This is a genomic window from Microbulbifer sp. S227A (assembly GCF_049800935.1).
In genome coordinates, this window is record NZ_JBNAFZ010000004.1 from 442,857 (window position 1) to 468,576 (window position 25,720).

21 protein-coding genes are annotated in these 25,720 nt (G+C 64.2%); 8 read left to right on the forward strand and 13 right to left on the reverse strand.

What is annotated here, in order from left to right:
* Positions 1–64 precede the first annotated feature (64 nt).
* Positions 65–1,036, reverse strand: a complete 972-nt coding sequence (locus ACP15R_RS12610) for a TAXI family TRAP transporter solute-binding subunit (protein ID WP_424986768.1) — start codon at positions 1,034–1,036, stop codon at positions 65–67.
* Positions 1,037–1,295: 259 nt separating this feature from the next.
* Positions 1,296–2,390 (reverse strand): CaiB/BaiF CoA transferase family protein, encoded by a 1,095-nt coding sequence (locus ACP15R_RS12615; protein WP_424986769.1) that lies wholly within the window; start codon positions 2,388–2,390, stop codon positions 1,296–1,298.
* Between the two features lie 288 nt (positions 2,391–2,678).
* Between ACP15R_RS12615 and ACP15R_RS12620 the strand changes: the two genes are divergently transcribed.
* Positions 2,679–3,509, forward strand: a complete 831-nt coding sequence (locus tag ACP15R_RS12620; RefSeq protein WP_424986770.1) for a hypothetical protein — start codon at positions 2,679–2,681, stop codon at positions 3,507–3,509.
* A gap of 87 nt (positions 3,510–3,596) precedes the next feature.
* Positions 3,597–4,280 carry a TIGR02466 family protein gene (locus ACP15R_RS12625; protein ID WP_424986771.1) on the forward strand — a complete coding sequence of 228 codons (684 nt, stop codon included), beginning with the start codon at positions 3,597–3,599 and terminating at the stop codon, positions 4,278–4,280.
* A gap of 135 nt (positions 4,281–4,415) precedes the next feature.
* Here the strand turns inward: ACP15R_RS12625 and ACP15R_RS12630 are convergent, their stop codons facing one another.
* The 5 genes from ACP15R_RS12630 to ACP15R_RS12650 form a co-directional block, all read right to left on the reverse strand.
* The gene (locus tag ACP15R_RS12630; protein ID WP_424986772.1) at positions 4,416–5,411 is read right to left on the reverse strand and encodes a fatty acid desaturase; all 996 of its coding nucleotides are present in this window, start codon (positions 5,409–5,411) and stop codon (positions 4,416–4,418) included.
* A gap of 209 nt (positions 5,412–5,620) precedes the next feature.
* Positions 5,621–6,748 (reverse strand): DUF2235 domain-containing protein, encoded by a 1,128-nt coding sequence (locus ACP15R_RS12635; protein ID WP_424986773.1) that lies wholly within the window; start codon positions 6,746–6,748, stop codon positions 5,621–5,623.
* 123 nt (positions 6,749–6,871) lie between these two features.
* Entirely contained in the window at positions 6,872–8,326 is a 1,455-nt protein-coding gene (gene der / locus ACP15R_RS12640) for a ribosome biogenesis GTPase Der (protein ID WP_424986774.1), read from the reverse strand.
* A gap of 50 nt (positions 8,327–8,376) precedes the next feature.
* On the reverse strand, positions 8,377–9,711 hold the full coding sequence (locus ACP15R_RS12645; RefSeq protein ID WP_424986775.1) for a PQQ-binding-like beta-propeller repeat protein: 1,335 nt from the start codon (positions 9,709–9,711) through the stop codon (positions 8,377–8,379).
* A gap of 52 nt (positions 9,712–9,763) precedes the next feature.
* Positions 9,764–10,435 (reverse strand): tetratricopeptide repeat protein, encoded by a 672-nt coding sequence (locus tag ACP15R_RS12650; RefSeq protein ID WP_424986776.1) that lies wholly within the window; start codon positions 10,433–10,435, stop codon positions 9,764–9,766.
* Positions 10,436–10,697: 262 nt separating this feature from the next.
* On the opposite strand from ACP15R_RS12650, the gene ACP15R_RS12655 reads away from it, so the two are divergent.
* Positions 10,698–11,936: an efflux RND transporter periplasmic adaptor subunit gene (locus ACP15R_RS12655; protein ID WP_424986777.1), complete on the forward strand. Its 1,239-nt coding sequence runs from the start codon at positions 10,698–10,700 to the stop codon at positions 11,934–11,936.
* On the forward strand, positions 11,933–15,748 hold the full coding sequence (locus ACP15R_RS12660) for an efflux RND transporter permease subunit (protein WP_424986778.1): 3,816 nt from the start codon (positions 11,933–11,935) through the stop codon (positions 15,746–15,748). Before ACP15R_RS12655 ends, ACP15R_RS12660 begins: the two co-directional genes overlap by 4 nt.
* 19 nt (positions 15,749–15,767) lie before the next feature.
* On the opposite strand, the gene ACP15R_RS12665 is transcribed toward ACP15R_RS12660, so the two are convergent.
* The 3 genes from ACP15R_RS12665 to ACP15R_RS12675 form a co-directional block, all read right to left on the reverse strand.
* The gene (locus ACP15R_RS12665; protein WP_424986779.1) at positions 15,768–16,250 is read right to left on the reverse strand and encodes a hypothetical protein; all 483 of its coding nucleotides are present in this window, start codon (positions 16,248–16,250) and stop codon (positions 15,768–15,770) included.
* Between the two features lie 3 nt (positions 16,251–16,253).
* Positions 16,254–18,062 (reverse strand): ABCB family ABC transporter ATP-binding protein/permease, encoded by a 1,809-nt coding sequence (locus tag ACP15R_RS12670; protein ID WP_424986780.1) that lies wholly within the window; start codon positions 18,060–18,062, stop codon positions 16,254–16,256.
* A gap of 78 nt (positions 18,063–18,140) precedes the next feature.
* Positions 18,141–19,364, reverse strand: a complete 1,224-nt coding sequence (locus tag ACP15R_RS12675) for a LysM peptidoglycan-binding domain-containing protein (protein ID WP_424986781.1) — start codon at positions 19,362–19,364, stop codon at positions 18,141–18,143.
* A 143-nt stretch (positions 19,365–19,507) separates the two neighbouring features.
* On the opposite strand from ACP15R_RS12675, the gene ACP15R_RS12680 reads away from it, so the two are divergent.
* Complete coding sequence (locus ACP15R_RS12680) at positions 19,508–20,059, forward strand: TIGR00730 family Rossman fold protein (RefSeq protein WP_424986782.1); 552 nt, start codon at positions 19,508–19,510, stop codon at positions 20,057–20,059.
* Here ACP15R_RS12680 and rarD read toward each other — a convergent pair.
* Positions 19,966–20,916, reverse strand: coding sequence for an EamA family transporter RarD (gene rarD, locus ACP15R_RS12685; RefSeq protein ID WP_424986783.1), 951 nt, complete (start codon positions 20,914–20,916; stop codon positions 19,966–19,968). The two genes, ACP15R_RS12680 and rarD, sit on opposite strands and share 94 nt — an antisense overlap.
* Before the next feature lie 171 nt (positions 20,917–21,087).
* On the opposite strand from rarD, the gene ACP15R_RS12690 reads away from it, so the two are divergent.
* Both ACP15R_RS12690 and ACP15R_RS12695 read left to right on the forward strand, forming a co-directional pair.
* On the forward strand, positions 21,088–21,843 hold the full coding sequence (locus tag ACP15R_RS12690) for an SDR family oxidoreductase (protein WP_424986784.1): 756 nt from the start codon (positions 21,088–21,090) through the stop codon (positions 21,841–21,843).
* 104 nt (positions 21,844–21,947) lie between these two features.
* Positions 21,948–22,409: an NUDIX hydrolase gene (locus ACP15R_RS12695; protein WP_424986785.1), complete on the forward strand. Its 462-nt coding sequence runs from the start codon at positions 21,948–21,950 to the stop codon at positions 22,407–22,409.
* A 94-nt stretch (positions 22,410–22,503) separates the two neighbouring features.
* Here the strand turns inward: ACP15R_RS12695 and ACP15R_RS12700 are convergent, their stop codons facing one another.
* Positions 22,504–23,103, reverse strand: a complete 600-nt coding sequence (locus tag ACP15R_RS12700; protein ID WP_424986786.1) for a superoxide dismutase — start codon at positions 23,101–23,103, stop codon at positions 22,504–22,506.
* A gap of 102 nt (positions 23,104–23,205) precedes the next feature.
* Between ACP15R_RS12700 and ACP15R_RS12705 the strand changes: the two genes are divergently transcribed.
* On the forward strand, positions 23,206–23,964 hold the full coding sequence (locus tag ACP15R_RS12705) for an FkbM family methyltransferase (RefSeq protein ID WP_424986787.1): 759 nt from the start codon (positions 23,206–23,208) through the stop codon (positions 23,962–23,964).
* Here the strand turns inward: ACP15R_RS12705 and ACP15R_RS12710 are convergent.
* Positions 23,961–25,574: a divergent polysaccharide deacetylase family protein gene (locus tag ACP15R_RS12710; RefSeq protein WP_424986788.1), complete on the reverse strand. Its 1,614-nt coding sequence runs from the start codon at positions 25,572–25,574 to the stop codon at positions 23,961–23,963. The two genes, ACP15R_RS12705 and ACP15R_RS12710, sit on opposite strands and share 4 nt — an antisense overlap.
* Positions 25,575–25,720 lie beyond the last annotated feature (146 nt).

The window sequence follows — 25,720 nt, forward strand, 5'->3', positions numbered from 1 at the left end:
GATTTCTTATTGTTCGGTAACATGACGACCGGGGGCAGCCTCCTGCCCCCGGTCCGTGGCCGGTTTACTCGATCCAGCCCTTTTCCTTGTAATACTTGGCCGCGCCGGGATGCAGCGGTGCCGACAGGCCCGCCGTGGCCATTTCCTCGGGCTTGAGGTTGGCAAAGGCCGGGTGCAGTTTCTTGAAGTCATCGAAATTGTCAAAGACCGACGAGACAACCGCATAGACCGCGTCTTCCGATACATCCGCCGAGGTCACAAAGGTCGCGCCCACACCAAAGGTGGTGACATCGCCATCGGTGCCGCGATACATGCCCCCCGGAATGGTCGCCGTCCGGTAATAGCTGTTGTCGGCAATCAGCTTGTCGATGGCTTCGCCGGTCACGTTGACCAGAACGCTGTCACAGGCGGTGGTGGCTTCCTGGATCGAACCCGAGGGGTGGCCCACCGTATAGATCATCGCGTCGATCTGGTTGTCGCACAGGGCGGCGGATTGTTCCGCGGCCTTCAACTCGGTGGCGAGGCCCAGATCATCGGTGCTCCAGCCCATCGAATCCATCACGACTTCCATGGTGCCGCGCTGGCCCGATCCGGGGTTGCCGATATTCACCCGCTTGCCCTTGAGGTCTTCAAAGCTGGAGATGCCGGAATCGGCACGTGCCACCACGGTGAACGGCTCGGGGTGCACCGAGAACACCGCCCGCAGACCTTCGAACGGGCCATCCGCCTCGAAATTGTCCGAGCTGCCGTTAAAGGCGTGGTATTGCCAATCCGACTGGGCAACGCCGAATTCAAGCTCGCCCGCGCGGATGGTCTTGATGTTGTAGACCGAGCCGCCCGTCGATTCGACCGAGCAGCGAATGCCATGTTCCTTGCGGCCCTTGTTCACCAGCCGGCAGATCGCGCCGCCGGTCGGATAATATACCCCGGTCACGCCGCCGGTGCCGATGGTGATGAATTCTTCGGCCATGGCCGCCGGGGCCATGAACGCCGTGGTGACCAACGCACCCAGCGTCAGCTTTGATTGATATTTCATCCAGTTTCTCCCGTGTCACAATTCTTGTTCAGACGAAGGTAGAGGCGTAGATGCATCTTGTAACAGCGACAATAAACCCGGCTGATTTTCTCAATCTATCAGCTATTTAAACGTCGCCCAATCACCTCCCCCGAAGTCTCGGAGCGTTCCACCGGTCTTGGCTGTTGTCAAGTGTGCCTCGCGTGGGGACAGGCGAAGATTGCCCAGCCACCTCGCCCCCGCCGCAAAATCTCTGCGTTTCGGACGCAAGTTCCCGCCGCTACTCTCCCCGTTTGGCCAGTTCGGCCAGAATCGCCTCGCCATGTTCGCCGCGTGCGGGAACCGGAGGGGGCGACCAGTCCGCGGGACCGGAAAACCGTGGTGCCGGCGCGGCCTGCAACCCGTTATCGGCGTGAACCCAGGTCCGGCGCGCCGCGTTCATCGGGTGTTCCGAGGATTGCCGCGGTGTCAGGACCGGCGCGACACAGGCATCGGTGCCATCGAACACGGCTTGCCACGCGGCCTGTGACCGCGTGGCGAACACCGCTTCGAGCCGCCGCGACAGGTGTGGCCAGGATGCCGGATCAAACTGCGCTGCGAAATCCGCATCGTCGGCTAGCCCCAGGCACTCTAGAAATATCGCGTAGAATTTCGGTTCCAGGCATTGCACGCTGATGAAACGGTCATCCGACGTCCGGTAGCTGCGGCTCCAATGGGGCCCATCCAGCAGGCTCTGCCCCCGCTCGCAGCGAAACCCGCCGGATTGCGCCAGCGTCATCAGGAGGTTCATCATATTGGCCGTCCCGTCATAGATCGCCGCGTCAACCACCGTGCCACACCCGGTCGCGCGGGCGTTCAGGATACCCGCGAGGATCCCGACAACCAGATACAGCGCCCCGCCGCCGATATCCCCAACCAGCGTGGGCGGAGCGACCGGGGGCTGCCCCGGCGGCGACGCGTGCCAGAGCGCCCCGGCCAGGCCGATATAGGTCATGTCATGCCCGGCGCGCTCTGCCAGCGGCCCGTCCTGCCCCCAACCGGTCATCCGCCCGTAAACCAGCGCCGGGTTGCGGGCGTGGCAAATCTCTGGCCCCAGCCCCAGCCGTTCCATCACGCCGGGACGGAACCCCTCGATCAGGGCATCCGCCGTGGCGATCAGCGCCAGCGCCGTGTCGCGATCCGCCGGCGCCTTGAGGTCCAGTGCGATCGAGCGCTTGCCGCGATCCAGGATCGGGCGCTCGGGCATTCCCGGTGCCGCGCTGCCGCCGGCGCGATGCAGCACGATGACATCCGCGCCCAGATCCGCCAGCATCATCCCGGCAAACGGCCCCGGCCCCAGCCCTTCGATCTCGACAATCCGAATTCCGTTCAACATCGCGCGCCGCCCTGCTTTCCGCCCGTTGCCCCGACCCTGCCAGATCGCGCAGAGCCATGCACCGGTCAATTTTTCAGCACACCTGCAAAGGGTCGCGCAGATCGGACCACAATCGCGCCAAAGTTGCAAAAGGTCAGGAAAACACTACGTTGCGCCACCCAGTTGGCTTCGCTAGTCTTCAGATTGTCAGATGTGAATATCTTCGATGGGATGTTTTGGTCTTTCTGGCAAGTATTTGAATTTTTACGTTTTCGGTGGGACCACTACCAGACGCCGAGGTGATTGGACATGTTCACGCGCATTCTATGCAGAGGCTCGCGCGGCCCCGTGCCACACAACGCTTGCAGCGCCCTTGCGCTGGTGCTGTCGCTGGCGCTGTTGCCAGATACCGCCAGCGCGGCTGAGGACTATCCCTATGACGCGACCGCCGACACCGTGTTTGACATCATCCGCGACAGCGATCCGAGCACATTTCTGTGCCTTGCTTACGAAGGGCGCACCACGCGACAGATGTGGGACAAGCGGCAGAACAATGAATTCGATCTCGAAGTGTTTCACTTCACCGCCCATTTCAGCGATATGCCATCAATCGACATCATCCTGAATCCCGAATTCGAAACCCCCGAGGCCGCGCGGGCGGAGGCCGGGAAATACACCCATCGGCTGGGCCGGGTACCGCTGGTTTTTCGCCACGGAATCCGGCAGTTCGGCATTCACAAGGGGGATCGCGGATTTCATGCCGGAACCGGCAAGGTGTTTGTCTATGCGGACATGGCCGACCGGCGGATTTCGCAAAATCATCTGGAAGAGTCGCTGCTGCATGAGGGGGTGCATGCGACGCTTGATGCAGAATATCGCCTGTCCCCGGACTGGATGGCCGCGCAACAGCAGGATGGCCGTTTCCTGACCCGCTATGCGGCGAGCCGGCCCGACCGCGAGGATCTCGCGGAAACCGCGCTGTTTGCCTATTCCCTGTTGCGCCATCCCGGCCGCATCCCGCCGGCCGACAGCGCCGACATCGCCCGGCTCGTCCCCGCCCGGATCGCCTTTGTCGAACGCATTCTCGACAGACCGATCGAAATCGCGCCGCCGACCCCGCCACCGGACGGATGCGAATAAACCCAGAAATTTTTCAAATCGATTTACCCCAACGAGACGGTCAGCGCCCTAAGTTGCCCGCCAAATACAATCCATCAGGAGAAAAAGATGACCCGGACCATTGCACAGATCGACACCCAGAACGGACAGGATGAGCTGCGCCGCGATGATTATTTCCCGACCCTGGTCTATTCGACCAAGCTTCACGACGCGGAGTCGATGAACAAGGAAATCCTCGCCGCGATCCTTGCCGAGCGCGACAAGGATTCCAAAGGCATCGAGCGTTCGAACTATCGCTCGCTCGGCGGGTGGCACAGCCACAACAACCTGCACAAGGATCCCAAGTTCAGCCGCCTGACCAAACGGGTCAACACCATGCTGGCGGGCGTCAGCGAGAACCTGGGCTATGACACCAAGCGCGAGCTCAAGATCTCGACCATGTGGTCGATCACCAACCCCCCGCTCAGCTCGAACCGCGCCCATATCCACCCCGGCGCGCTATGGAGCGGTGTGTATTACGTGCAGGCCCCCGACGGCGCGGGCGCAATCGATTTCGTCGATCCGCGGGTGGTGACGATCATGAACAGCCCGGTCTACATCCCCAAGAAACGCCGCAAGACCGAATGCTGGACCAAGGTCAAGGTCAAGCCGGTCGCGGGCAAGATGCTGTTCTTCCCCAGCTGGCTGTATCACGCGGTCGAGCCGAACCTTGCACAGGGCGATGGCCCCGAAGCCGAACGCATCATCATCAGCTTCAACATCAACCAGTTCAAGATCCCCACCAAGAAATAGCCGGTGCACCCTGTGCCGGGGCCAGGTCGCGTCGGGTGCATTGGCAGCCACGTGAAACGCCTTGCCCATTGAAACACCAAACGGCCCCGGAGCGATCCGGGGCCGTTGTTGTCTTGGGGTTTGCGTGCGTCCTGATCAACCGGCGACCGAATCCGCCGGTTTCGCCGCCCGCTGTTCGGCCCGTGGGAAAGGAACCAGGCGCCCCTGCTCCTCGTCCCAGAGCTTGAGATTCAGCGCCGCGACCGCTTCTAGAAACCCGATCCGCCTCGGTGCGATATCCTCGGGCAGGCTGTAGTGACAGGCGCGCAGGCGATAGGACGGGATGCGGGAATTCAGGTGGTGGATGTCATGCAAGGTGATACAGGCCACCGCGTGATCGAACCACGCCCCGAAATCAAGGCAGGATGACCCCTGGATGGCGGCAATCTGCGGATCGAGATCGGGGCGGCGATCCCAGTAGGTGTCTTCGAAATTGTGCTGGAGATAGACCAGGAACACCCCCAGCATCCCGCCGAGCATCGAGGCGGCAAAATAGACAGCCAACCCGTGCCACCCGGCCAGCAGGTAGATCAACCCGACCCAGGCCAGAACCGCGACATTGTGCAGAACCACGCCCTTCCAGCCAAAGCGCAGGGTGTTCTTGGGCCAGCGGTAGCGGATGAAATAGGTAAACAGCGCCCCCGCCGGCACCAGGATGAACGGGTTGCGATACAGCCGGTATTGCAGCCGCGTCCAGCCCCCCGCCGCGTTCCATTCGCGCAGGGTCATGGTGTGGATTTCGCCGGTTTCGCGATGATCCAGGTTGCCGACCCCCGCATGGTGCAGGTTGTGGTTCTGTTTCATCACTTCGAACGGCGCAAAGGTAAAGGGCGACAGGGCATGGCCCGCCAGTTCGTTCTGTTCGCGGGTCGCAAACAGCGAATGGTGCCCCGTATCATGTTGCAGCACATATAGCCGCACCGCCGAGAAGGCATGGACGATCATCGCCGGGATCAGGATAAACCAATGGCCCGACTGGCCGATCGCCAGCCACAGCGAAGTGAAATAGACCGCGAACGTGCCAAAGAAACTGAGGCTCGCGATACGGTTGTCCTTGTCGCAGTATTTCCGCGTGTGTTCTCGCAAATTCATGTCATCTACCCGTGACGTGACGATTGGCCGCTTGCACGGCAAAACAACTGGAATCCTTGCCCCATTCCTGTCAACTATCGCTCCGAGTTTCAATGGTCTGGCACATCGGCGCGGACATTGGCGACAAATTGCCCGGTTGCCGGTTTGCATGGCCCGACCGGTTATCGCGGACCAGATCGGCTCACCCAAGACCGGCCCGCCCAGGGGCGTCAGTCAAAGAAATCGGGAAACAGCCGCTTCAGGCTCTGCGGGCGGTATCCGATCATCGCGTCCAGCCGTTGTTTGACCGTTGGCGAGGTGTCGGCCGGTTTGTCCGGGCCATTCCGCCAAACCAGCAGGTCCGGCGAGATACCGTAGATCGGCGAAGGATCGCGCAGTACCGGCACGTCATCGACCGGGTTGGGGTCGACCGCCGGGATTTCGGCATCCGCCCGCAGGGTCAGCCCCGCCTTCTGCGCGCCCTCGGCGATCCATTGCAAGGTGATCGCGGACAGGCTGGCGCTGTCGCCGGTGCCGCCGACAATGCCGTGATCGCCCACGAACCACAGTTGCTGGAACGGTCGGTCCCCGGATGTATCCCCCTTGTTCAGGCCCGGCCCGGACTCGGTCGCGTCAAGGTTGTTCCAGGGCGAAGGCTGAAAGAACGCACGCCGCTCATCCAGCGCCAGCGCATGGCGCGCGCTTGTCACCATGCTGGAAAGGTCGGTGTCGTGAAACTCGTATTTCTTGTTCCAGAAGCTGGCGATCCGTCCCAGCAGCACCGACGGAATGCCCAGCGAGCCCACCGTGTCCCACACCCCGATATAGCTGATCCTGACCACGGCGGATCCGTCATTGCGCTGGATGCGTTCCGCCTCGGAAGTGGCAAATCGCGGCGAGTTCTGTTTGCGTTTGGCCATCACGGCGGGGGAATCCGGGCGGTTGCCCTCGCCTGCGCTCTTGTAGAGTTTGAACGCCGCGTTCAGCGCATGACCGCCATAATCCTCAAGGAGTCCACATTTGCGGATCATCCCGGCCAGCGACCGGGCCGTATAGGCCCCGCGCGAGAACCCAAAGATCAGGATCTCGTCGCCCGGCTCGTAAACCTTGCAGACATAGGCATAGGCCTGCTTGATATTGCGATCCAGCCCCCAGCCAAAGGCACCGCCACCGACCCGGTTCAGCAACCCGCCAAAAAAGCCCGCATTCGCGGTTTTGGTGCCGACACCGGGAAAGTAATGGGCAATCTGGACATCCACCTGTTGGTCAACCGCATTGTAGAGATTGGCCACATGTGTCCAGTCAAGCCGGTCAGGTGAGTTCCAGGTTCCGTCGCAAAAAACCGCAATACGCTTCATGATGAATTACCTTTGATAAATGCATGGAAAATACCATGGATTCGGTAGTTCAGCAATGGAATCGCTCAACCCTGGCGTTATCCGGTCAAGACAACGCCCGGCATCGGCGCCGCGAGCGGGGCATCAAGCCTTGCGGCCGGAAATATGCTTGCGCAGCTTGCTCGGCCCGCTTTTCTTGCGGCCCTTGTACGGGTTCTGGTCGCTCTGCCCGCGCATATGCAGGCGGATCGGCGTACCGGGCATGTCGAAATCCTCGCGCAGGCCGTTCACGAGATAGCGCGAATAGCTGGCCGGCATCTTGTCCGGGTGCGAGCACATCACCACGAAACCCGGCGGCCGCGTCTTGGCCTGGGTCATATAACGCAGCTTGATCCGCTTGCCCTGAGGGGCTGGCGGCGGGTGCTGTTCGAGCATCCCCGCAAGCCAGCGGTTCAGCGCGGCGGTGGGCACCCGGCGGTTCCAGACATCATGCGCACGCAGGATCGCCGCATGCAGGCGGTCAAGCCCCCTGCCCGTCAGCGCGCTGACCGTGACCAGCGGCGCGCCGCGCAATTGCGGCAACAGCCTCTCGAACGACTCGCGCAGGTCGCGCAGCTTTTCCTGCTTGTTCTCTTCCGCGTCCCATTTGTTGACCGCAACCACCACCGCACGCCCCTCGCGCTCGGCCAGGTCGGCAATGCGCAGGTCCTGCTGTTCAAACGGGATTTGCGCATCCAGCAACACCACCACGATTTCGGCGAATTTCACCGCCCGCAAACCATCGCTGACCGAGAGCTTTTCAAGCTTTTCCTGAACCTTGGCCTTTTTGCGCATGCCGGCGGTGTCGAAAATCCGCATTGGCGTTCCGGCCCAGTCGGTGGTCAGCGAAATCGCATCGCGGGTGATTCCCGCCTCGGGCCCGGTCAACAGGCGGTCTTCCCCGAGGATCCGGTTGATCAGCGTCGACTTGCCCGCGTTGGGCCGCCCCACCACGGCAACCTGCAACGGTTTGTCCATCGTCGGGACCGGCACCGCCGTGTCGTCATCGGCATCGTCCAGTTCCACGTCGGTCACCGGGGCTTCTGCGGCGGCCCGTTCGGCAAACCCGTCCGCCAGCGGCATCAGCTGCGAATAGAGATCGTTCAGCCCTTCGTTATGCTCGGCCGACATCCGGATCGGTTCGCCCAGCCCAAGCGCATAGGCTTCGATCACCCCCGCATCGGCGGCGGCACCCTCGGCCTTGTTGGCCGCAAGGATGACATGGGCGCTGCGTTTGCGCAGGATCTCGGCAAATACCTGGTCGGTCGGCGTGATCCCGGTGCGCGCATCGATCATGAACAGGCAGATATCGGCCATGTCCACGGCCCGTTCCGTCAGGCGGCGCATCCGCCCTTGCAGGCTGTCATCGGTTGCATCCTCAAGCCCGGCGGTATCGATCACGGTAAACCGCAGGTCGCCCAGCCGCGCCTCGCCCTCGCGCAGGTCGCGGGTGACGCCCGGCGTGTCATCGACCAGCGCAAGACGCTTGCCCACGAGGCGGTTGAACAATGTGGACTTGCCCACATTCGGGCGGCCCACGATGGCGAGGGTGAAGGGCATGGTTGCTGCTTTCGATCCAGATCAGATGCGCCCTTTAGCGCATCCCGCGCTCAACGGAAAGCGTGCAGTTCACCGTCGCCGCCCATCACATAGAGGGTCTGGCCGGCAACCACCGGTGCGCTGGTGGCACCGCCGGGCACCGGAACCGATGCCGTCATCACGCCGTTATCGGGGCTGAAAAAGCGCAGCTGTCCGTCTGACGAGGCCACGACAATCCGTCCACCCGCCAGGATCGGACCGTAATTCGCAAAGCTGACCCCCCGTTTGCGCGGTTTGTCCTTGACGAAATTGGGCAGGTCCACGGCCCAGATGACCCCGCCATCCGCGGCGCTGATCCGCACCAGCTTGTTCTGGTCGGTGACCGAGAAAATGCTGTCGCCCGCGGGCCAGACCGGTCCAAGCGCGCCTTCGCGCGCGGTCCAGATCCGCTCGCCATCCGCAACGTCAAGGGCAACGATGCGGCCGGAATGGTTGCCCGCGTAAATCCGGTCTCCGACAACAACCGGCCCCCCGGTCACGTCCCCGATCTTGGAAATCGCGCTGCCGGTGCGCTGCCCGGCCACGGTGGCGTTCCAGCGGCGGATGCCGCCCCGGCGAAAGGCCGCCACGATGTCGCCCGAGCCAAACCCGAAGACGACAAAATCGCCCGCCAGTACCGGCGCGGGCGCGCCCAGAACATTGGTCACGCTTGGGCTGGCCTCGAGCTGCCAGGCGATGCGCCCGTCCGAGGCGTCGATCGCCCAGCCGATATTGTCGCCGGCGACAAGATACACCAGCCCGTCCCGCACAAGCGGCATGCCACTGCCGGTCGCGCCCAGTTGCTGGATCCAGCGCGTCGCCCCGGTGCGGGCGTCCAGCGCCGCCAGCCGCCCGAACCCGGACGAGACGTAAAGCGTGCCGTTGTCATAGGCCATGCCGCCGCCGGTGGCCTGGCCTTCCTCGTCGCTGGCGGGGATCAGGTCGATGCTCCAGACCACCCCGCCGGTCGGGGCAACGGCAGAGACCCGCGCGGCACTGTCCAGCGTATAGATCAACCCGCCGCCAACGATGGGTGATGCGGTGATGCGCTGTCTGCGGCTGTTGCCCGAGCCGATCGGGGTCGTCCAGATGCGTTGTGGCGCGGCGCGCAGGGCGGCGTTACCGGTCCGGTAGGCTGGGGTGCCAAAGGATTGCGGCCAGGATGCGTTGGCCGATTGCGATGGCAGGCTGATCGGACGGCTTTCATTGACCACCGTGGCGGAGGTGGCGACCGCCCCGTCTTCCAACGGGCGGATATCTTCGCGCTGCCCCGGCAGGATCTGTTCCTTTTCGGAACAGGCGGTGGCGGTCATCAGCAGAACGCCCAGCAGGGCCAACCCGGAACGGGATGCTCGAAACGGTGCCATCTTTAAAATCCCTGCCTGTCTTTCTCTTACTGCGGTCAAGCGCCGGTGGCGGCTACCCCTGGATCCGCGATGGAACCTGCGGCGTCGCGCCAAGCGCCACCATCAACTGAGAAACCCGCTGTTGCAAGTCCGAGGTGGCCTCGGCGTCGTCAAGAATGGCCTGAAGCCGCGTCACCGCCGCCTCGACATCCGCTTCGGACAGGTCGATCAGCGCCAGCTGTTCCTCGGCCAACAGGCGCAGCGGTGCGCCGGGTTGCGCGAGCGCCTCGAACTGTACCCGGAGGTCCGCGGCGGGCATCGTGTCGGCCTGCAAGGTCAGTGCCTTGAAGCTGGCAATCTGGCGATAGATCTCGGGCAGATCGCCATCGGTCGCTACCTGGTTCAGCCGCGCCACCGCCGCTGCGGTCTCGTCGGCATTGACCTCGGCCGCCGCGATCAGGAAATTCACCACCGCCGCGCCGCCGGGGGTATCGGCCGTGACCTCGCCAAGCGCGGCCGCCCGGTCGGCCGGCTCATTGGCTGCCAGCGCCGCGATGATCCCGTCGCCCAGGGCCTCGGAAGCCGCCCGTTCCTGTGCCTTGCGGTATTCGTTCCACGCGGCCCCGCCAACAATCAGCACGATCAGCACGATCGCGATCCAGCCATAGCGACGGAACATCAGGAACAACCGGTCGCGGCGCACCTCTTCGGTCACTTCTTCGATGAAACTGTCGCTGTCGCTCATGTTCTGCCCTGTCTGTGGCCCCGTGACGCCCCGGTTTCGAGGCCTTGTTCTGCCCGGATATTGGGCAACGGCCCCCTCTTATCCTGCATACCGGGGCAAGCCAAGTGGCCGCTGTGACGCAAAACCGCCGCTGGTCGCGCATTCCTTGAAAAAAAATTGATCTGAACTGGTTAGTTTAGTAGAAAAAGCCCTTATATGCCTCAAAGCCCGGTATTCGCGGGCGTTGATTTTGGCCAATTCAATTGAAGTGGAAAGCCGCAAGATGCGATTGATCCCTGTTATCACCGCCATTCTGGTGACTCTTGGACTTTATGCGATCGTGTTCGAGCGCGAGGCCTTGTTTGCGTTTGCGCGGGGGGATGACGCCGCCGAAACCACATCGGACGCATCACAAGCGGCAGGCGATGCGCCGGTCGCGGACGCTTCGGACGCCGTGGGCGTGGTGGTGCTGCGCAGCGTCGCGCAACAGATCGACAGCTCGGTGATCCTGCGCGGCCAGACCGCGGCCGACCGCGAGGTCGAGGTGCGCGCCGAAACATCGGCCATCGTAGTGTCCAGCCCGCTTCCCAAGGGGTCGTTCGTGCATGCCACGGACATCCTGTGCCAGCTTGACGTGGGCACCCGCGAGGCCTCGCTGGCCGAGGCCAGAGCCCGGCTGAGCGAAGCCCGGGCGCGCGAACCCGAGACCGAAGCGCGCCTGGCCGAGGCCGAAGCCCTGCTGGCCGAGGCGCTGATCAACAACAACGCGGCGGACAAGCTGTCCAAGGGCGGTTACGCCTCTGAAACCCGGCTGGCCTCGACACAGGCGGCGGTTCGCTCTGCCGAGGCCGGGCTGGCGGCGGCAAAATCCGGGCTGGAAACCACGCAGGCCGGCATCCAGGGTGCCGCCGCCGCCGTCGCCGCCGCCGAACGGGAAATCGAACGGCTGACCATTCGCGCGCCCTTTGACGGGCTGCTGGAATCCGACACCGCCGAACTCGGCAGCCTGATGCAGGCCGGCAGCCTCTGCGCCACGGTGATCCAGCTCGATCCGATCAAGCTGGTGGGATACGTGCCCGAGACCGAAGTCAACCGCATCGCGCTTGGCGCGGCGGCGGGCGCGGAACTGACCGATGGGCGGCGCGTGCAGGGCACGGTCGAATTCATCAGCCGCTCTGCCGATCCCACCACCCGTACCTTCGAAGTCGAAATCACCGCGCCCAACCCGGACATGTCGATCCGTGACGGCCAGACCGCCGCGATCGCCATATCCGCCGACGGCACCCTGGCGCATCGCCTGCCCGCCTCGGCCCTGACGCTGAACAATGACGGGCAGCTGGGCGTGCGTATCGTTCTTGCGGACAATATCGTGGATTTCCGCCCGGTGCGGCTGCTGCGTGACGAGGTTGACGGCATCTGGGTCGGTGGGCTCGAGGACGAAACCGACGTCATCGTGGTCGGACAGGAATTCGTGACCGAAGGTGTGCGCGTCAAACCCGCCTACCGGGAGGCCGCGCAATGACCGGGATCGTCACCTGGGCCTCGGAACGGGCCCGCATGGTGCTGGCCTTCATCGCCTTGTCGCTGATCATCGGTGGCTTTGCCTATGCCAACCTGCCCAAGGAAGGCGAGCCCGATATCGAGATCCCGGCGCTGTTCGTGTCGGTGCAGTTCCCCGGCATTTCGGCCGAAGACGCCGAGAGCCTTTTGGTCAAGCCGATGGAAACCGAGCTGGCCGATCTTGACGGGCTTGACAAGATGTCGGCGACGGCGGCCGAGGGTTATGCCGGGGTGGCGCTGGAATTCGATTTTGGCTGGGACAAGACCGCCATCATGGCGGATGTGCGCGATGCGATGATCTCGGCCCAGGCGGAATTTCCCGAAGGGGCCGAACAATATACCATCACCGAAATCAATTTCTCCGAGTTTCCCATTGTCATCGTCAACCTGACCGGCGCGGTGCCCGAACGCACGATGGCGCGTATTGCCAAGGCATTGCAGGATGATCTTGAGGCGCTGGATGCGGTGCTCGAAGCGGGGATTGCCGGCAATCGCGACGAGATGCTCGAAGTCGTGATCGATCCGCTGCGGCTTGAGTCCTATAACATCACCGCGCTCGAACTGATCAACGTGGTGCAGAACAACAACCAGCTGATCGCCGCCGGTGAGGTCGAAACCGCGCAAGGCAAGTTCAGCGTCAAGATCCCGTCGAGTTTTGATGAGCCACGCGATGTCTACAACCTGCCGATCAAGACCAATGGCGACCGGGTGGTCACACTGGGCGAGCTGGCCGAGATCAATTTCACATTCGAGGACCGCGAGGGAACCGCCCGTTTCAACGGCGAGAGTACGGTGGCCCTGCAGGTGGTCAAGCGCAAGGGTTTCAACCTGATCGACACGGTTGCGCTGGTCAAGGAAACCCTGGCGGCGAGCAAGGCAAAATGGCCGCCCGAGTTGCAGGCGGTGGTTCAGGTCGGCACCAGCAATGACCAGAGCCGCGTTGTTGGCTCGATGGTCAGCCAGCTCGAAGGCTCGGTCCTGACCGCCGTGGCGCTGGTGATGATCGTGGTTCTGAGCGCCCTCGGAAGCCGCGCGGCCCTGCTCGTGGGGTTCGCGATCCCGACGTCGTTCCTGCTGTGTTTCATGTTCCTCGCCATCATGGGCGTGACGATTTCGAACATCGTGATGTTCGGCCTGATCCTTGCCGTTGGGATGCTGGTGGACGGGGCCATCGTTGTGGTGGAATACGCCGACAAACGCATCAAGGAAGGGGTCGGCCCGATGCACGCCTATGTCGAGGCGGCGCAGCGGATGTTCTGGCCCATCGTCTCGTCAACCGCGACGACGCTGTGCGCCTTCCTGCCGATGCTGTTCTGGCCCGGTGTGCCCGGTGAATTCATGGGAATGCTGCCGGTCACGCTGATCTTTGTGCTGTCCGCGTCGCTGATCGTGGCGCTGGTCTATCTGCCGGTGATGGGCGGTGTCACCGGGCGGATGAGCCGGATCTTCGGCCGCATATCCGACGCCCTGCGCGCCCGCCTGCCCTGGACCGTGCGGGCGGCGCTGGTGCCGGTGGCGATGTACACGATGTTCCTCGGGGCGATGCAGGTTCTGAACCCCGCCTACCTGCTGCCGGCGGGAACCGGCGGGGTGGCGGGGCTGCTCTTTGGGGCGCTGGTGTTTCTCTTCGGATCTTTTTCGGCGTCCGTGACCCTGGGAGCGGCCCGGATCGAACGGGCCCCGCGCGCCGTTCAGCCCGGCCACCGGCTGACCCCTTTTGGCCATTTCATCAAGTTCATCGCCGGCAACCCGGTCATGCCGATCGTTGCAATCGCGACGGTGTTTGCCGCCGTGTTCTATGTCGCCGCCGTACTGTTCCCGGCCAATTCGCGCGGGGTCGAGTTCTTTGTCGAATCCGAACCCGAACAGGCCAATGTCTATGTGCGTGCGCGCGGCAACCTTTCGCTGCACGAGACCGACGATATGGTACGCCAGGTCGAAGAGGTGATCCGCGCCCACCCGGCGGTGATCAATGTCTTTGCCTTTGCCGGCAGCGGCGGATTGAACACCGGCGGTCCGGGGCAGCAGAGCCCGCAGGATACGGTGGGCCAGGTCCAGTTCGAAATCATCCCCTGGGAAGACCGCCCCACGGCGCGCGAAAGCTGGTTCTTTGGCAAGCTCGAACGCGATGTGACCGCACCGGATTTTGACGGCGATTTCGTGATCGAGCAGCTGAATGCCAAGCTCAAGGAAATCCCCGGTTTCGAAGCCGAGATCCTGCCGCTGGAACAGGGGCCCGGCTCGGGCAAGCCGATCCATCTGCGTCTGAAGGGCGACGACTGGGCCGACCTGACCACCGCCGCCAACACCGCGCGGGCCTATTTCGATACCCTGCCCGGCCTGATCAAGACCGAAGACACGCTGCCCCTGCCGGGTATCGATTGGCAGATCGATGTCGACGTGGAAAAGGCCGGTCGCTATGGCGCCGATGTGGCAACGGTCGGTGGCATGGTACAGTTGGTCACACGCGGCATCCTGCTGGATACCATGCGGGTCGACAGCAGCGACGAAGAGATCGAAATCCGCGTGCGCCTGCCCGAACAGGACCGGGTGCTGAGCACGCTGGATTCGATGAAGGTGCGCACCAGCGACGGGCTGGTGCCACTCAGCAATTTTGTCACCCGCCAGCCGGTCAGCAAACTGGCCGAGATCAACCGTGTCGACCAGCAGCGGGTATTCGACGTCAAGGCCGACGTGGGTAGCGCGCTGTTCAAACTCGTGGCCGAGGATCCCGATACTGGCGGCGACGACCAACGGGTCCTGGTACGCGCGCTGGACGGTGGCGCGATTGCCGGGGGGGCGACGCTGGAAAACGCCTCTGGTGAGCGGTTCGAAATCGTGCATCTGGGCGATGGGGTACGCGTTGATGACCTGCGCGGCGCGGTAGCGTCGGGCGAGGTGCAATTCGTGCCGGTCAATGCCAATGAGCGCATCGCCGTGATCACCCAATGGCTTGACACCAACCCGCTGCCTGCCGGCATCGACTGGGAATGGACCGGGGACCAGGAAGAACAGGAGGAATCCGGGGCTTTCCTACAGAACGCCTTCCTGGGGGCCCTGGGCCTGATGTTCATCATCCTGCTGGCGCAGTTCAACAGCTTTTACAACTCGGTGCTGGTCTTGCTGGCGGTGGTGCTCTCGACCACCGGGGTGTTGATCGGCATGATGGTGATGCAGCAACCGTTCTCGATCATCATGACCGGTACCGGCATCGTCGCGCTGGCGGGGATCGTGGTGAACAACAACATCGTGCTGATCGATACCTACCAGGAATTCAGCCAATACATGCCGCGTATCGAGGCGATCATCCGCACCGCCGAAGCGCGCATCCGCCCGGTTCTGCTGACCACGATCACCACCATGGCCGGCCTTGCGCCGATGATGTTCGGGCTCAGCCTTGATTTCATCAATGGCGGCTATTCCATCGACAGCCCGACCGCGCTCTGGTGGAAACAATTGGCGACGGCGGTGGTGTTCGGGCTTGGGATCGCAACGGTTCTCACGTTGATCGTCACGCCGTCCTTCCTGGCGCTGCGGGTGTGGTTCTCGACCTATGCCGCGTGGATCGGATTGCTGCTGGTGCGGATCACCGGCGGCAAGGAAACCCAGACCGCGCGCGACATGCGGCTGGACCGCGCGGCGCGCAAGATCCGCATGGACGAGATCATCTGGGAAGAGGTTGCCGCGGCCGCGCCGCAAGAACCCGCGATACCGGGGGACGGGCCGCAAACGCCGCCTGCGCCGGGGGAACCGCCGCTGCGCGCCGCCGAATAAAGGCGGGTTGCGGGGCGGCTCAGCCTGCCCCGCCCGTGTCGAGCCGGAACTTCTGAAAGCTCACGCCATCCAGCGTGACATCACCCATGGGCGTGGCCCCCAACCGGGCCAGTGCTCCCAGATGGCGGCGCGACTGCGGCAAGAGGAACGTGACATGGGGAATGCGGGCATCGGCACGGGCAAAGGCAAGCGCCTTGTGCGCGATGCGCAGGCCAAGGCCGAACCGCGCGGGTACCAGAACCAGCCCGAAATCCCAGTCGTCGCCTTCTTTCTGAAAACCGCCCCAGCCCACATAGGCCCCGTCGCACATGAACGCCCAATGCCCCAGCCCGTCGCGCGCCCAGCACGCCTCTTTCGCCGCGACAAAGGCCAGGGCGCGCTCCCGGTCCCAAGCCCCGGTCAGCAGCGGCATATGTTCGGCCGTGCGCGGATGCGACATGTGCCGGGCGATCTCGTCGGGTGGAACATCGGGCAGGCGCAGGAAATCGAGTTGCCCAGCCATCGCTCAGGCCACGTCCAGATCGTTTTGCTGGCGGTTCCACAGGTTGGCATAGCGCCCGTCGCGGGCAAGCAGTTCATCATGGGTGCCCAGTTCGGCGATCTCGCCCTGGTGCAACACCACGATCTGGTCGGCCTCGGCAATTGTCGACAGGCGGTGCGCGATGGTGATCACCGTCCGGCCCTCGCCCGCACGATCCAGCGCATCCTTGATTTCACGTTCGGTATCGCTGTCAAGCGCGCTGGTCGCCTCGTCCAGCAGCAGGATCGGCGGATCCTTAAGCAAGGTACGGGCAATCCCCACGCGTTGTTTCTCGCCGCCTGACAGTTTCAACCCGCGTTCGCCCACGGCGGTGTCGTAGCCGTCCGGCAAGCCCGCGATAAACCCGTGGATCTGCGCGTCGCGGGCGGCCTGTTCGATGTCGTCCTGGGTTGCGCCATCGCGGCCATAGGCGATGTTATAGCGGATCGTGTCGTTGAACAGCACCGTATCCTGCGGCACCACCCCGATGGCCGCGTGCAGGCTGGTCTGGGTCACGTCGCGAATATCCTGCCCGTCGATCTTCAGCGCACCGCCCGTCACGTCATAGAACCGGAACAACAGCCGCCCGATGGTGGATTTGCCCGATCCCGTCGCCCCGACGATGGCCACGGTCTGCCCTGCCGGTACCGTCAGGTCGACACCCTTGAGGATCTCGCGCTTGGCATCATAGCCGAAATGCACGCCCGCCAGCGTGATCTCGCCACCGTCAACCCGCAGCGCCGGCGCACCCGGCTTGTCGGTGATCTCTGCGGGTTGTTCCAGCAGGTCGAACATTTCGCCCATGTCCACAAGGCTCTGGCGGATCTCGCGATAGACCGTTCCGAGAAAGTTCAACGGCACGGTGATCTGGATCATGTAGGCGTTGACCATGACAAAATCGCCCACCGTGAGGCTTCCATTCTGCACCCCGAGCGCGGCAAGGATCATCACCCCGACAAGCCCGGCGGTGATCAACAGAGATTGCCCGAAATTCAGGAAAGCCAACGAATAGGCGGTCTTGAGCGCCGCGGTTTCATAGCCCTTCATCGCCACGTCATAGCGCGCCGCCTCGCGGGATTCGGCCCCGAAATACTTGACGGTTTCATAGTTCAACAGGCTGTCGATGGCCTTTTGATTGGCATCGGTATCCTGATCGTTCATCTGGCGGCGCAGCTTGACCCGCCATTCGGTGACGGCAAAGGTAAAGGCCACATAGAGCACGATGGTCACCGCCACGATCACCAGGTACCAGACATCGAACAGCACGGTCAGGATCACGCCGACCAGCAGCAATTCGAGGATCAGCGGCCCGATGCTGAAGATCAAGAAGCGGAGCAGGAATTCCACCCCCTTGACCCCGCGTTCGATGATCCGCGACAGCCCCCCGGTCTTGCGCGAGATGTGATAGCGCATCGACAGGCGGTGGATATGCTCGAACGTCTCAAGCGCCAGTCGCCGCAGCGCCCGTTGCCCGACCGGTGCGAATACCGCGTCGCGCAATTGCTGGAATCCGACGCTCATCAGCCGCGCCATGCCATAGGCCACGGTCAGCCCGATCGCCCCGAGCGCCAGGGTCGGCACGCCATCTCCGGCCAGACTGTCCACCGCGCCCTTGTAGAGGATCGGCGTATAGACGGCGATCAGCTTGGACAGCACCAGGATAGCCAGCGACAGCACCACCCGCCGCTTGACCCAGGTCTGGTCGTCAGGCCACAGATAGGGCGCCACACGGCGGATGGTGCGCAGGCCGGAAAAGCGCGCCTCGCGCGCTTCGGTGTCTTGAAAGGGCGGCATGAGAATTCCCGAAAGCTTTGGCCCGACATAATCCCTGCGGCGCGGGTTTGCCAGCCCTGCACGACCGCATGGCCCGGTTCAATCGGGGATGGCAAAGACCTGGCCGGGATAAATCAGGTCGGGATTCTTGATGCTGTCCCGGTTGGCCTCGACCACCTTGACATACAGCACCCCGTCGCCATAGCGCGCCCGCGAGATTGCCCAGAGCGTATCGCCCGTTTGCACCGTCACCGCCCGCACCGGCGAGCCAGCTTCGCCTGTCTCGTCCTGCGGGGGCTGCAACACCTCCGGCGACTCGCGTTTGAACGGCGTCTCCAACCGGCTGAGCACCTGCCCATCTGCGCCCACCTCGTCCAGCCGCAGGGTATAGACGCCGGGAGCGGCCGCGCCGATCTTGCCCCGGAACCGTCCCTTGGCGTTGGTGTCCAGATCGATCACCGGCTTGTTGTCGAGATAGACCCGCACCGCCGCACCTTCCTCGGCGGTGCCCCGCAGCAACACCTCGCCCTGTGCCGAATAGCTGATCGTGTCCAGCGTGACCTGCGAGGCTGCCACCGTGTCCGGCAGCGCCGGTTGCAACAGTTCGACCCCCTCGGCATCGGCACGCAGCACGGTGACCGGGCCCGGGCCGGCGGGAGTTGGGACGGGGACTGGCACTGGGGATGGCCGCGGCGTCTCGCCCGATGTCGCCGCCACATCGGCCTGCGAGAGCGCAGGCGGGGTTGCGGTGCCGTCGGCCACTGGCAACGTCTCTGCCCCCGGCGCGCTCAGTTCGGCGCGCGGGTTGGCAGGGCTTGGCGCGAGGATGATCTGTTCCTGCGACAGCGCCGTCTGTCCATCCCGCTCCGCGCGCAGCGTCAGAACCCGGGGTGCGTCGGAAACCGGCAGGGACAGCAGGCTGACGAAACTGCCATCCGATCCGGCTTTGGGGGATTCGACCGCGTCATCATCCATGAGGATGGCAACCCGGCTGCCCGGCGCGGCGCTTCCGGCGATGACGGTATTGCCCTCGGGATCGACCCGGACCACATCAAACACCGGCGGCTCCAGCGCATGGGGTTCCGCAAGAGTCTCATCCAGGGGCGTCTCATCTGCGGTCGCGAGGGCCGCGGTATCCGGTGCGGGGTTCGCGGCTTGCGGGGGCGTTTCGCCTTTCGCGACGGTCTCGACCGGCTCCGGCCCATCACGCGGCAGGACGTACCCGCCCAGGTAATAGCCGGTCAGCGCGATCACCGCCCCGGTCATGCCCCCGATCAGCCAGCGGCGCGTGCGCCCTGTGGACCCTGCTGAAATTTCCGCCATGTCCTTCCCTTCATCCTCGCCACGCGCGCCATTGTCCCCCGCACGGTCGGGCGCTGTCGAGCGCGGTTGAGCCAGCCTATCAATCCGGCTATCACCGGTCAAAACCTGTCATTTCCCCCCATGCCAGCACGAAAGGCCCGACCATGCCCGTCAAGTCCATCTGTGTCTATTGCGGATCAAGAAACGGCGCGCGCCCTGCCTATGCAGAAGCCGCCCGCACATTGGGCGAGGCAATCGCCGGCGAAGGCTGGCGGCTGGTCTATGGCGCGGGGGATGTCGGGCTGATGGGCGAAGTCGCCCGCGCCGCGCAAAAGGCGGGCGGCGATACCTTTGGCGTGATCCCCAGGCACCTTGTGGATCTCGAGGTCGGCAAGACCGACCTGACCCGTTTTGTCGTCACCGAAACCATGCACGAGCGCAAGAAGGTGATGATCATGAATGCCGATGCCGTGGTGGTCTTGCCCGGCGGTGCCGGATCGCTGGACGAGCTGTTCGAGGCGCTGACCTGGCGCCAGCTGGGGCTGCATGACAAACCGATTCTCGTGCTCGGTACCGACGGCTATTGGCAGCCGCTGCGGGCGCTGATCGACCATGTCATCGATCAGGGCTTTGCCGATGCCTCGCTGGCCGGTTTCATCACCTGGGTGGACACCCCGACAGGGGCAATCGAGGCTCTGCGCGCCGCCCTGTCCTGACGCAGGGTGGCCACCGAATAGATCGCTAGCGCCGCCCAGATCATCGGGAAGGCCACCTGATGATACGGGGTAAAGATCTCGCCGAACAGGACCACCGCGCAGAGAAACTGCAATGTCGGGTTGAGATATTGCAGCAATCCGACCGTCGCCATCGGCACCCGCCGCGCGGCGATGGTGAACAGGATCAGCGGAAAGGCGGTGATCGGGCCGGAACCGACCAGCAATGCCAGATCGAGCGGCGTATAGCTGGGATCGATCTTGCCTTGCAGGTAGAGCCATACCGCCACTGCGAGCATCACCGGCACCGCGATCAGGACTTCGCAAGTCACCGACACGATCGGCCCCACCGGCAAGAGTTTCTTGATGATCCCGTATAGCGCAAAGGTGCCCGCCAGCGTCAGCGAGATCCAGGGCAAGGCCCCCAGCCCGAGCGCCAGCACCGCCACCGCGGCCGTCGCCAGCACCACCGACAGCCATTGCGCCAACCCCAGCCGCTCCCCAAAGGCAAAACGGCCCACCAGAACCGCGACAAGCGGATAGATGTAATAGCCAAGGCTGGTCTCGGTGGTGCGGTTGACCTGGGTGGCATAGATGAACAGGAACCAGTTGGTCGAAACCATGAGCGAAGCCAGCATGATCAGCGCCAGTCGGCGCGGCACGCGCATCACCTTGCGAATCTCGCCCAGCCGGCCCTGAACCGCCAGCAGCCCGGCAAAGAACACCAGCGACCATGCGGTGCGATGCGCCATGACCTCGGCTGCCGGGATATGCGCCAGCAGCTTGTAATAGATCGGCGAGATTCCCCAGATCCCCGCCGCCCCGATCATCGCCAGAATGCCTTTCCCGGTGTCGCTCATGCGTCCTCCCCACGCGTTGGCACAGCCGTGACACGCCCGGTGTGGGCGGTCAAGCCGCGACCCGGATCTTGCGCCTTGCGCTGCCCCCTGCCCCAAGGCGCAGGATCCGGGTCGCCGCAAAGCCAAGGGCATCGCTAGGTCTGGCGCTGTGAACAACCGAAAGGAAAAGCCATGCAGACGCGAGACAAGACCATCATCATCACCGGGGCCAGCAGCGGAATCGGGGCCGCCGCCGCGCGGCTCCTGGCGCGCGAGGGAGCCAGGCTGGTGCTTGGCGCGCGGCGCAAGCCGGAACTTGAACGGTTGGTGCGGCAGATAACCGATGCCGGCGGGCAGGCCATCTGCCTGCCCGGGGATGTCACCGACCCCGCCTATGCCCCTGCCCTCGTGGAGCTGGCCGAGGCCGAGTTCGGCGGGCTTGACGGGGCATTCAACAATGCCGGGGCCCTCGGGACGCTGTCACCGGTGCCCGAAATGACCCTCGAGAACTGGCAATCGGTGCTGGACACCAACCTGACGGCGGGATTTCTGGCCGCCAGGGCGCAGATACCGGCGCTGCGCGCCCGGGGTGGCGGGGCGATGGTCTTTACCGGCTCATTTGTCGGGGTCAGCAATGGCGGCATGCCGGGCATGGCCGCCTATGCCGCCGCCAAGGCCGGTTTGGTCGGGCTGATCCGGTCGATGGCGGTCGAACACGCCGCCGAGGGCATACGAATCAACGGTATCCTGCCGGGGGGCACCCTGACGGCCATGGCGGGCGATGACCCATCCGTGCATGAGTTCATCGCCGGGCTGCACCCGCAAAGGCGCCTCGCCACCCCCGAAGAGATTGCCGAAACCGCCCTGTTCCTGCTGTCCGAACGCGCCAGCTTTGTCACCGGCGCGGCAATGGCGGTTGATGGCGGCATGTCGGTGCGGCTGCTCTGAGCGATGCGGTCGCCTCGTCCCGGTCCGTTGCAAAGCACGCGCTTGGCGCGGACCCGGCGAGCGGCTATCAAGCAGCGATACGCCAATGTCGCGAGGGCCGAGCCATGCCAGAAATTGCAATCCGGGCCTTTCTCGTCTCGCTTGTCGCCATCCGGCAGGTCGACGGCGCGTGGCAGGTTCTGCTGCTCAGGCGCACACAAACGCTTGCCGGTGAATGGTGCCAGGTCGCCGGCAGCATCGAGGCGGGGGAAACCGCCTGGCAGGCCGCGCTGCGCGAATTGCGGGAAGAGACCGGCCTGACACCGGTTGCGCTCTACTCGGCGGATACCTGCGAACAGTTCTACGAACCGGGCCGCGATGCCATCACCATGGCACCGGTTTTTGTCGCCATTATCAAAGCGGACCAAGAGGTCACGCTGAACCACGAACACAGCGCCTATCGCTGGGTCGGTTTTCAACAAGCCGCCGATATGGTCGCCTTTGGCGGGCAGAGACGCGTGCTTGGCTGGATCGAGGATGAATTCATCCGCCGCCAGCCCAGCCGGCATCTGAAAATCGCGTTCTGACACAACCCGACAGACGCGCCCTATGCGCCAATGAAAACAGCCCCGCGCATATCTTGCACGGGGCTGTTTCGCATCAATCCGTGAGCCGGCCGGATTACAGGCGGCTGGCGACGTTTTCCCAGTTGACGAGATTGTCGAGGAAATTGGTCAGATAGGCCGGACGCTTGTTGCGGAAGTCGATGTAGTACGAGTGTTCCCACACGTCACATCCCAACAACGCGGTCTGGCCAAAGCAGAGCGGGTTCACGCCGTTCTCGGTCTTGGTCACCGCCAGCGAGCCGTCGGCGTTTTTCACCAGCCAGGCCCAGCCGGAGCCGAACTGGCCCGCGCCAGCGGCCGAGAATTCTTCCTTGAACTTGTCGACGCTGCCAAAGCTCTCGGTCAGCGCGGCTTCGAGTTCACTCGGCATGCCCGCGTCGCCCGGCCCCATCATTTCCCAGAACTGGTTGTGATTCCACAGCTGGCTGATGTTGTTGAAGATGCCGTTCTGGGCAACCGCATTTGCATCATAGGTGCCGGTGATGATCTCTTCCAGCGACTTGCCGTCCCACTCGGTGCCGGCAATCAGCTTGTTGCCGTTGTCCACATAGGCCTTGTGGTGCAGGTCGTGGTGATATTCGAGCGTTTCCTTGGACATGCCCTTGGATGCAAGCGCGTCATGTGCATAAGGAAGGTCAGGTAGTTCAAAAGCCATAGTCGGCCCCCCACTTTGATAAAATTCGGTTCTCACCGTTACATGCGGTGATGTTCGGGGCAGGTCAAGGGCTGGCAGGCGAAACACGACAGGAGGTGCGCGGTGCTGACCAGGGCGCGCAAGATGATGTACCGTGCACGCGGATATTACCACGGTTCGCTGGCGGGCGAAGCGTTCCGGCTCGATCCCTATCACAGCAAATTCTGGCGCAAGGCCACGGCGGGAAAATGGGAACCCGAGACCTTTGCGGTGCTTGATCGCTTTCTTGCGGCGGGGCAGGATTATCTCGACATCGGCGCATGGATCGGCCCCACGGTTCTTTATGGTGCCCGCAAGGCGCGGCATGTCTGGTGTTTCGAACCCGACCCCGAAGCCTTCCGCGCGCTGGCCTGGAACATCGCCCTCAACGACATCACCAATGTCAGCGCCTTTGCCGCCGCCATCAGCCAGGATGTCGGCATCGCCCGCATGGCCAGCTTTGGCGGCGAGCCGGGCGACAGCATGACCAGCCTGCTGAACGCCGACGGGGCGCGGGGCAGTGATGTGCTGACCATCGGCTGGGAGAACTTTGCCGGGTCGGTTGACCTGTCGGGCGTGGCGCTCGTCAAGATGGATATCGAAGGCGCCGAGTTCGACGTCTTGCCCGCGCTGCTGCCCTGGCTCCGGGCGCAGCGGCCGGCGCTCTACCTGTCGACCCATGCACCGTTTCTGCCCGCCGATCAGCGGGCGGCACGCATGGCGGCACTGGCCGAGATGCTCGGGTTCTACGAAACCTGCGAAGCCAGCGGCACCGATGGCGACACCCGCCTGACATCCGAAGCGGCGCTGACCCGGTTTCCGACCTTCCTGTTTGCCGGTTAGGACGGGTTCCCGCCCAGGCGAAGCACGGCAGAGACCGGGGCCAGGGCGACCCGGCTGGCGCGGTGATCGTCAACCCAGGCGCGCAGAATGCGCACCGTGTCCGGCTCGAGGCGGCCGGTGACAGTGACGCTGCCATCCTGGCTGGCGCGAAAGACCGCCTGGTCGAGATTGCGTTCGATCGCCGCGGCGTCCTGCCCCGTGCGGTCGACATCGCGGAACACCGCCGACACCGGCGCGCCATCGCCCTGCGCCAGCCGCAGCGAAGAATTCAGCCCGACATTTCGCGTCACCAGCCCGCGCCCGCTGCCGTTGACGGCGGCGACAAGCTGCGCCGCAACGTCGCGCCCGGTCTGCACGCTCTCGTGTTCGAGCACGGCGACGGTTTCCGGCAGAATGTCAAAACTGGCCGCCAGCGAAATCTCGACATCGCGGGCGGTGGCGAATTTCGGCATTTCGACCAAGGCCAGCACCTCGTGCCCCGCCGCGCGATAGCGGGCCATGCGCGCATTGGCATCGGGCATCGCCGGATCAACCGCGACGCTCACCGGAAAGGGCAGACCCAACAGCGCATCGCCGCCCGCCGCGTCCCCGTCATCGACCAGCACGATCGACATGAGCGGAACCGCGCCGGCATTCTCGAACGGCTCGGCATATTGCGCAAGCGGCGGCAGGTCGGCGGCCTGCCCGGCATCGCCTGCGGGCGCGGGAGCGGCCTTGTGTCGTTCGGTCAGGGGAATGACCGGGGTGCCGATGGTCGGCCCGGTGACGTTGCTCTTAACCCCGGCCTGCGGCAAGGGGGCGATGCGGGGCAAGCCGCGGTCCGGCTGATCCGAAACCCGCGTCACGGCTTCGAGCTCTGGTGCAATCGCAAGCGGCGGCACCGGCACGTTCGCCGCCTGTGCAAAGGCCCGTGGCACGGCGGGCGCGGTCGCACCGACCGGCGTGGACAGATGCGGCAGCCCGGCAATCTCGGGGATCGGCGCAGAGCCGGCGGCCGCATCCGGTGCCGGATCGGCATTGGTTTCCGGCGCAACCGTCACCGGGGCCACGGCGGAAATCGCGGGATCGCGGGTGGCCTTGACGTCGGGTGTCGCGGGCCGGTCGCCGCCGTCGGCGAACAGGCGATCCGCCCCGCCCAGCCCGTCCAAGGCCGCCACCACGGGCGGTTCAGCCATATCCGCCCCGACCGCCGCCTCCTGGTCCGGCACCTGCGGTGTCGCAACCGGTGCGGCACTCGCGGGATTGTCGACAGCCCCGGTTTCAGATTGTGCCGGTAGCAAAGGGGTTGCCGCCGCCTCTGGCGCGACGGGCGCAGCGGCGGTGATCCCGGCCTGCGGATGATCGGCCACGCGGGACTCGATTGCGGCAATCCCGGCCACATCGCCGGTTTGCGACGGCTGTGCGGCGGGGGAAACCGGGGGGTCGTGCCGCTCCACGGGGTCCGGAATCGCCCCGGCGATTCCCAGCCCCGCGCTGGCGGGCAGCTTTGGTTGGACCGTCGCCGGCATGAGTTCGGGCACAGGCGCCAGGGGCGACCAGACCGACAGCGCCGCAAGGCCCACCCCGCACAGGGGAAGCCCCAAGACAATTCCACCCAGAAACCCGCGCATGTCGCATTGCTCCGTTCGATTACCCGATGCCGACCGGTCCCGGACCCGGCACCGACCGTGGTTATGCGCACTTGACGCTGCCCGGCAACCCTGAACATGTATGGGCACCAAGAAAACCGCTTCCTACGGACGCCATAGGCGAATGA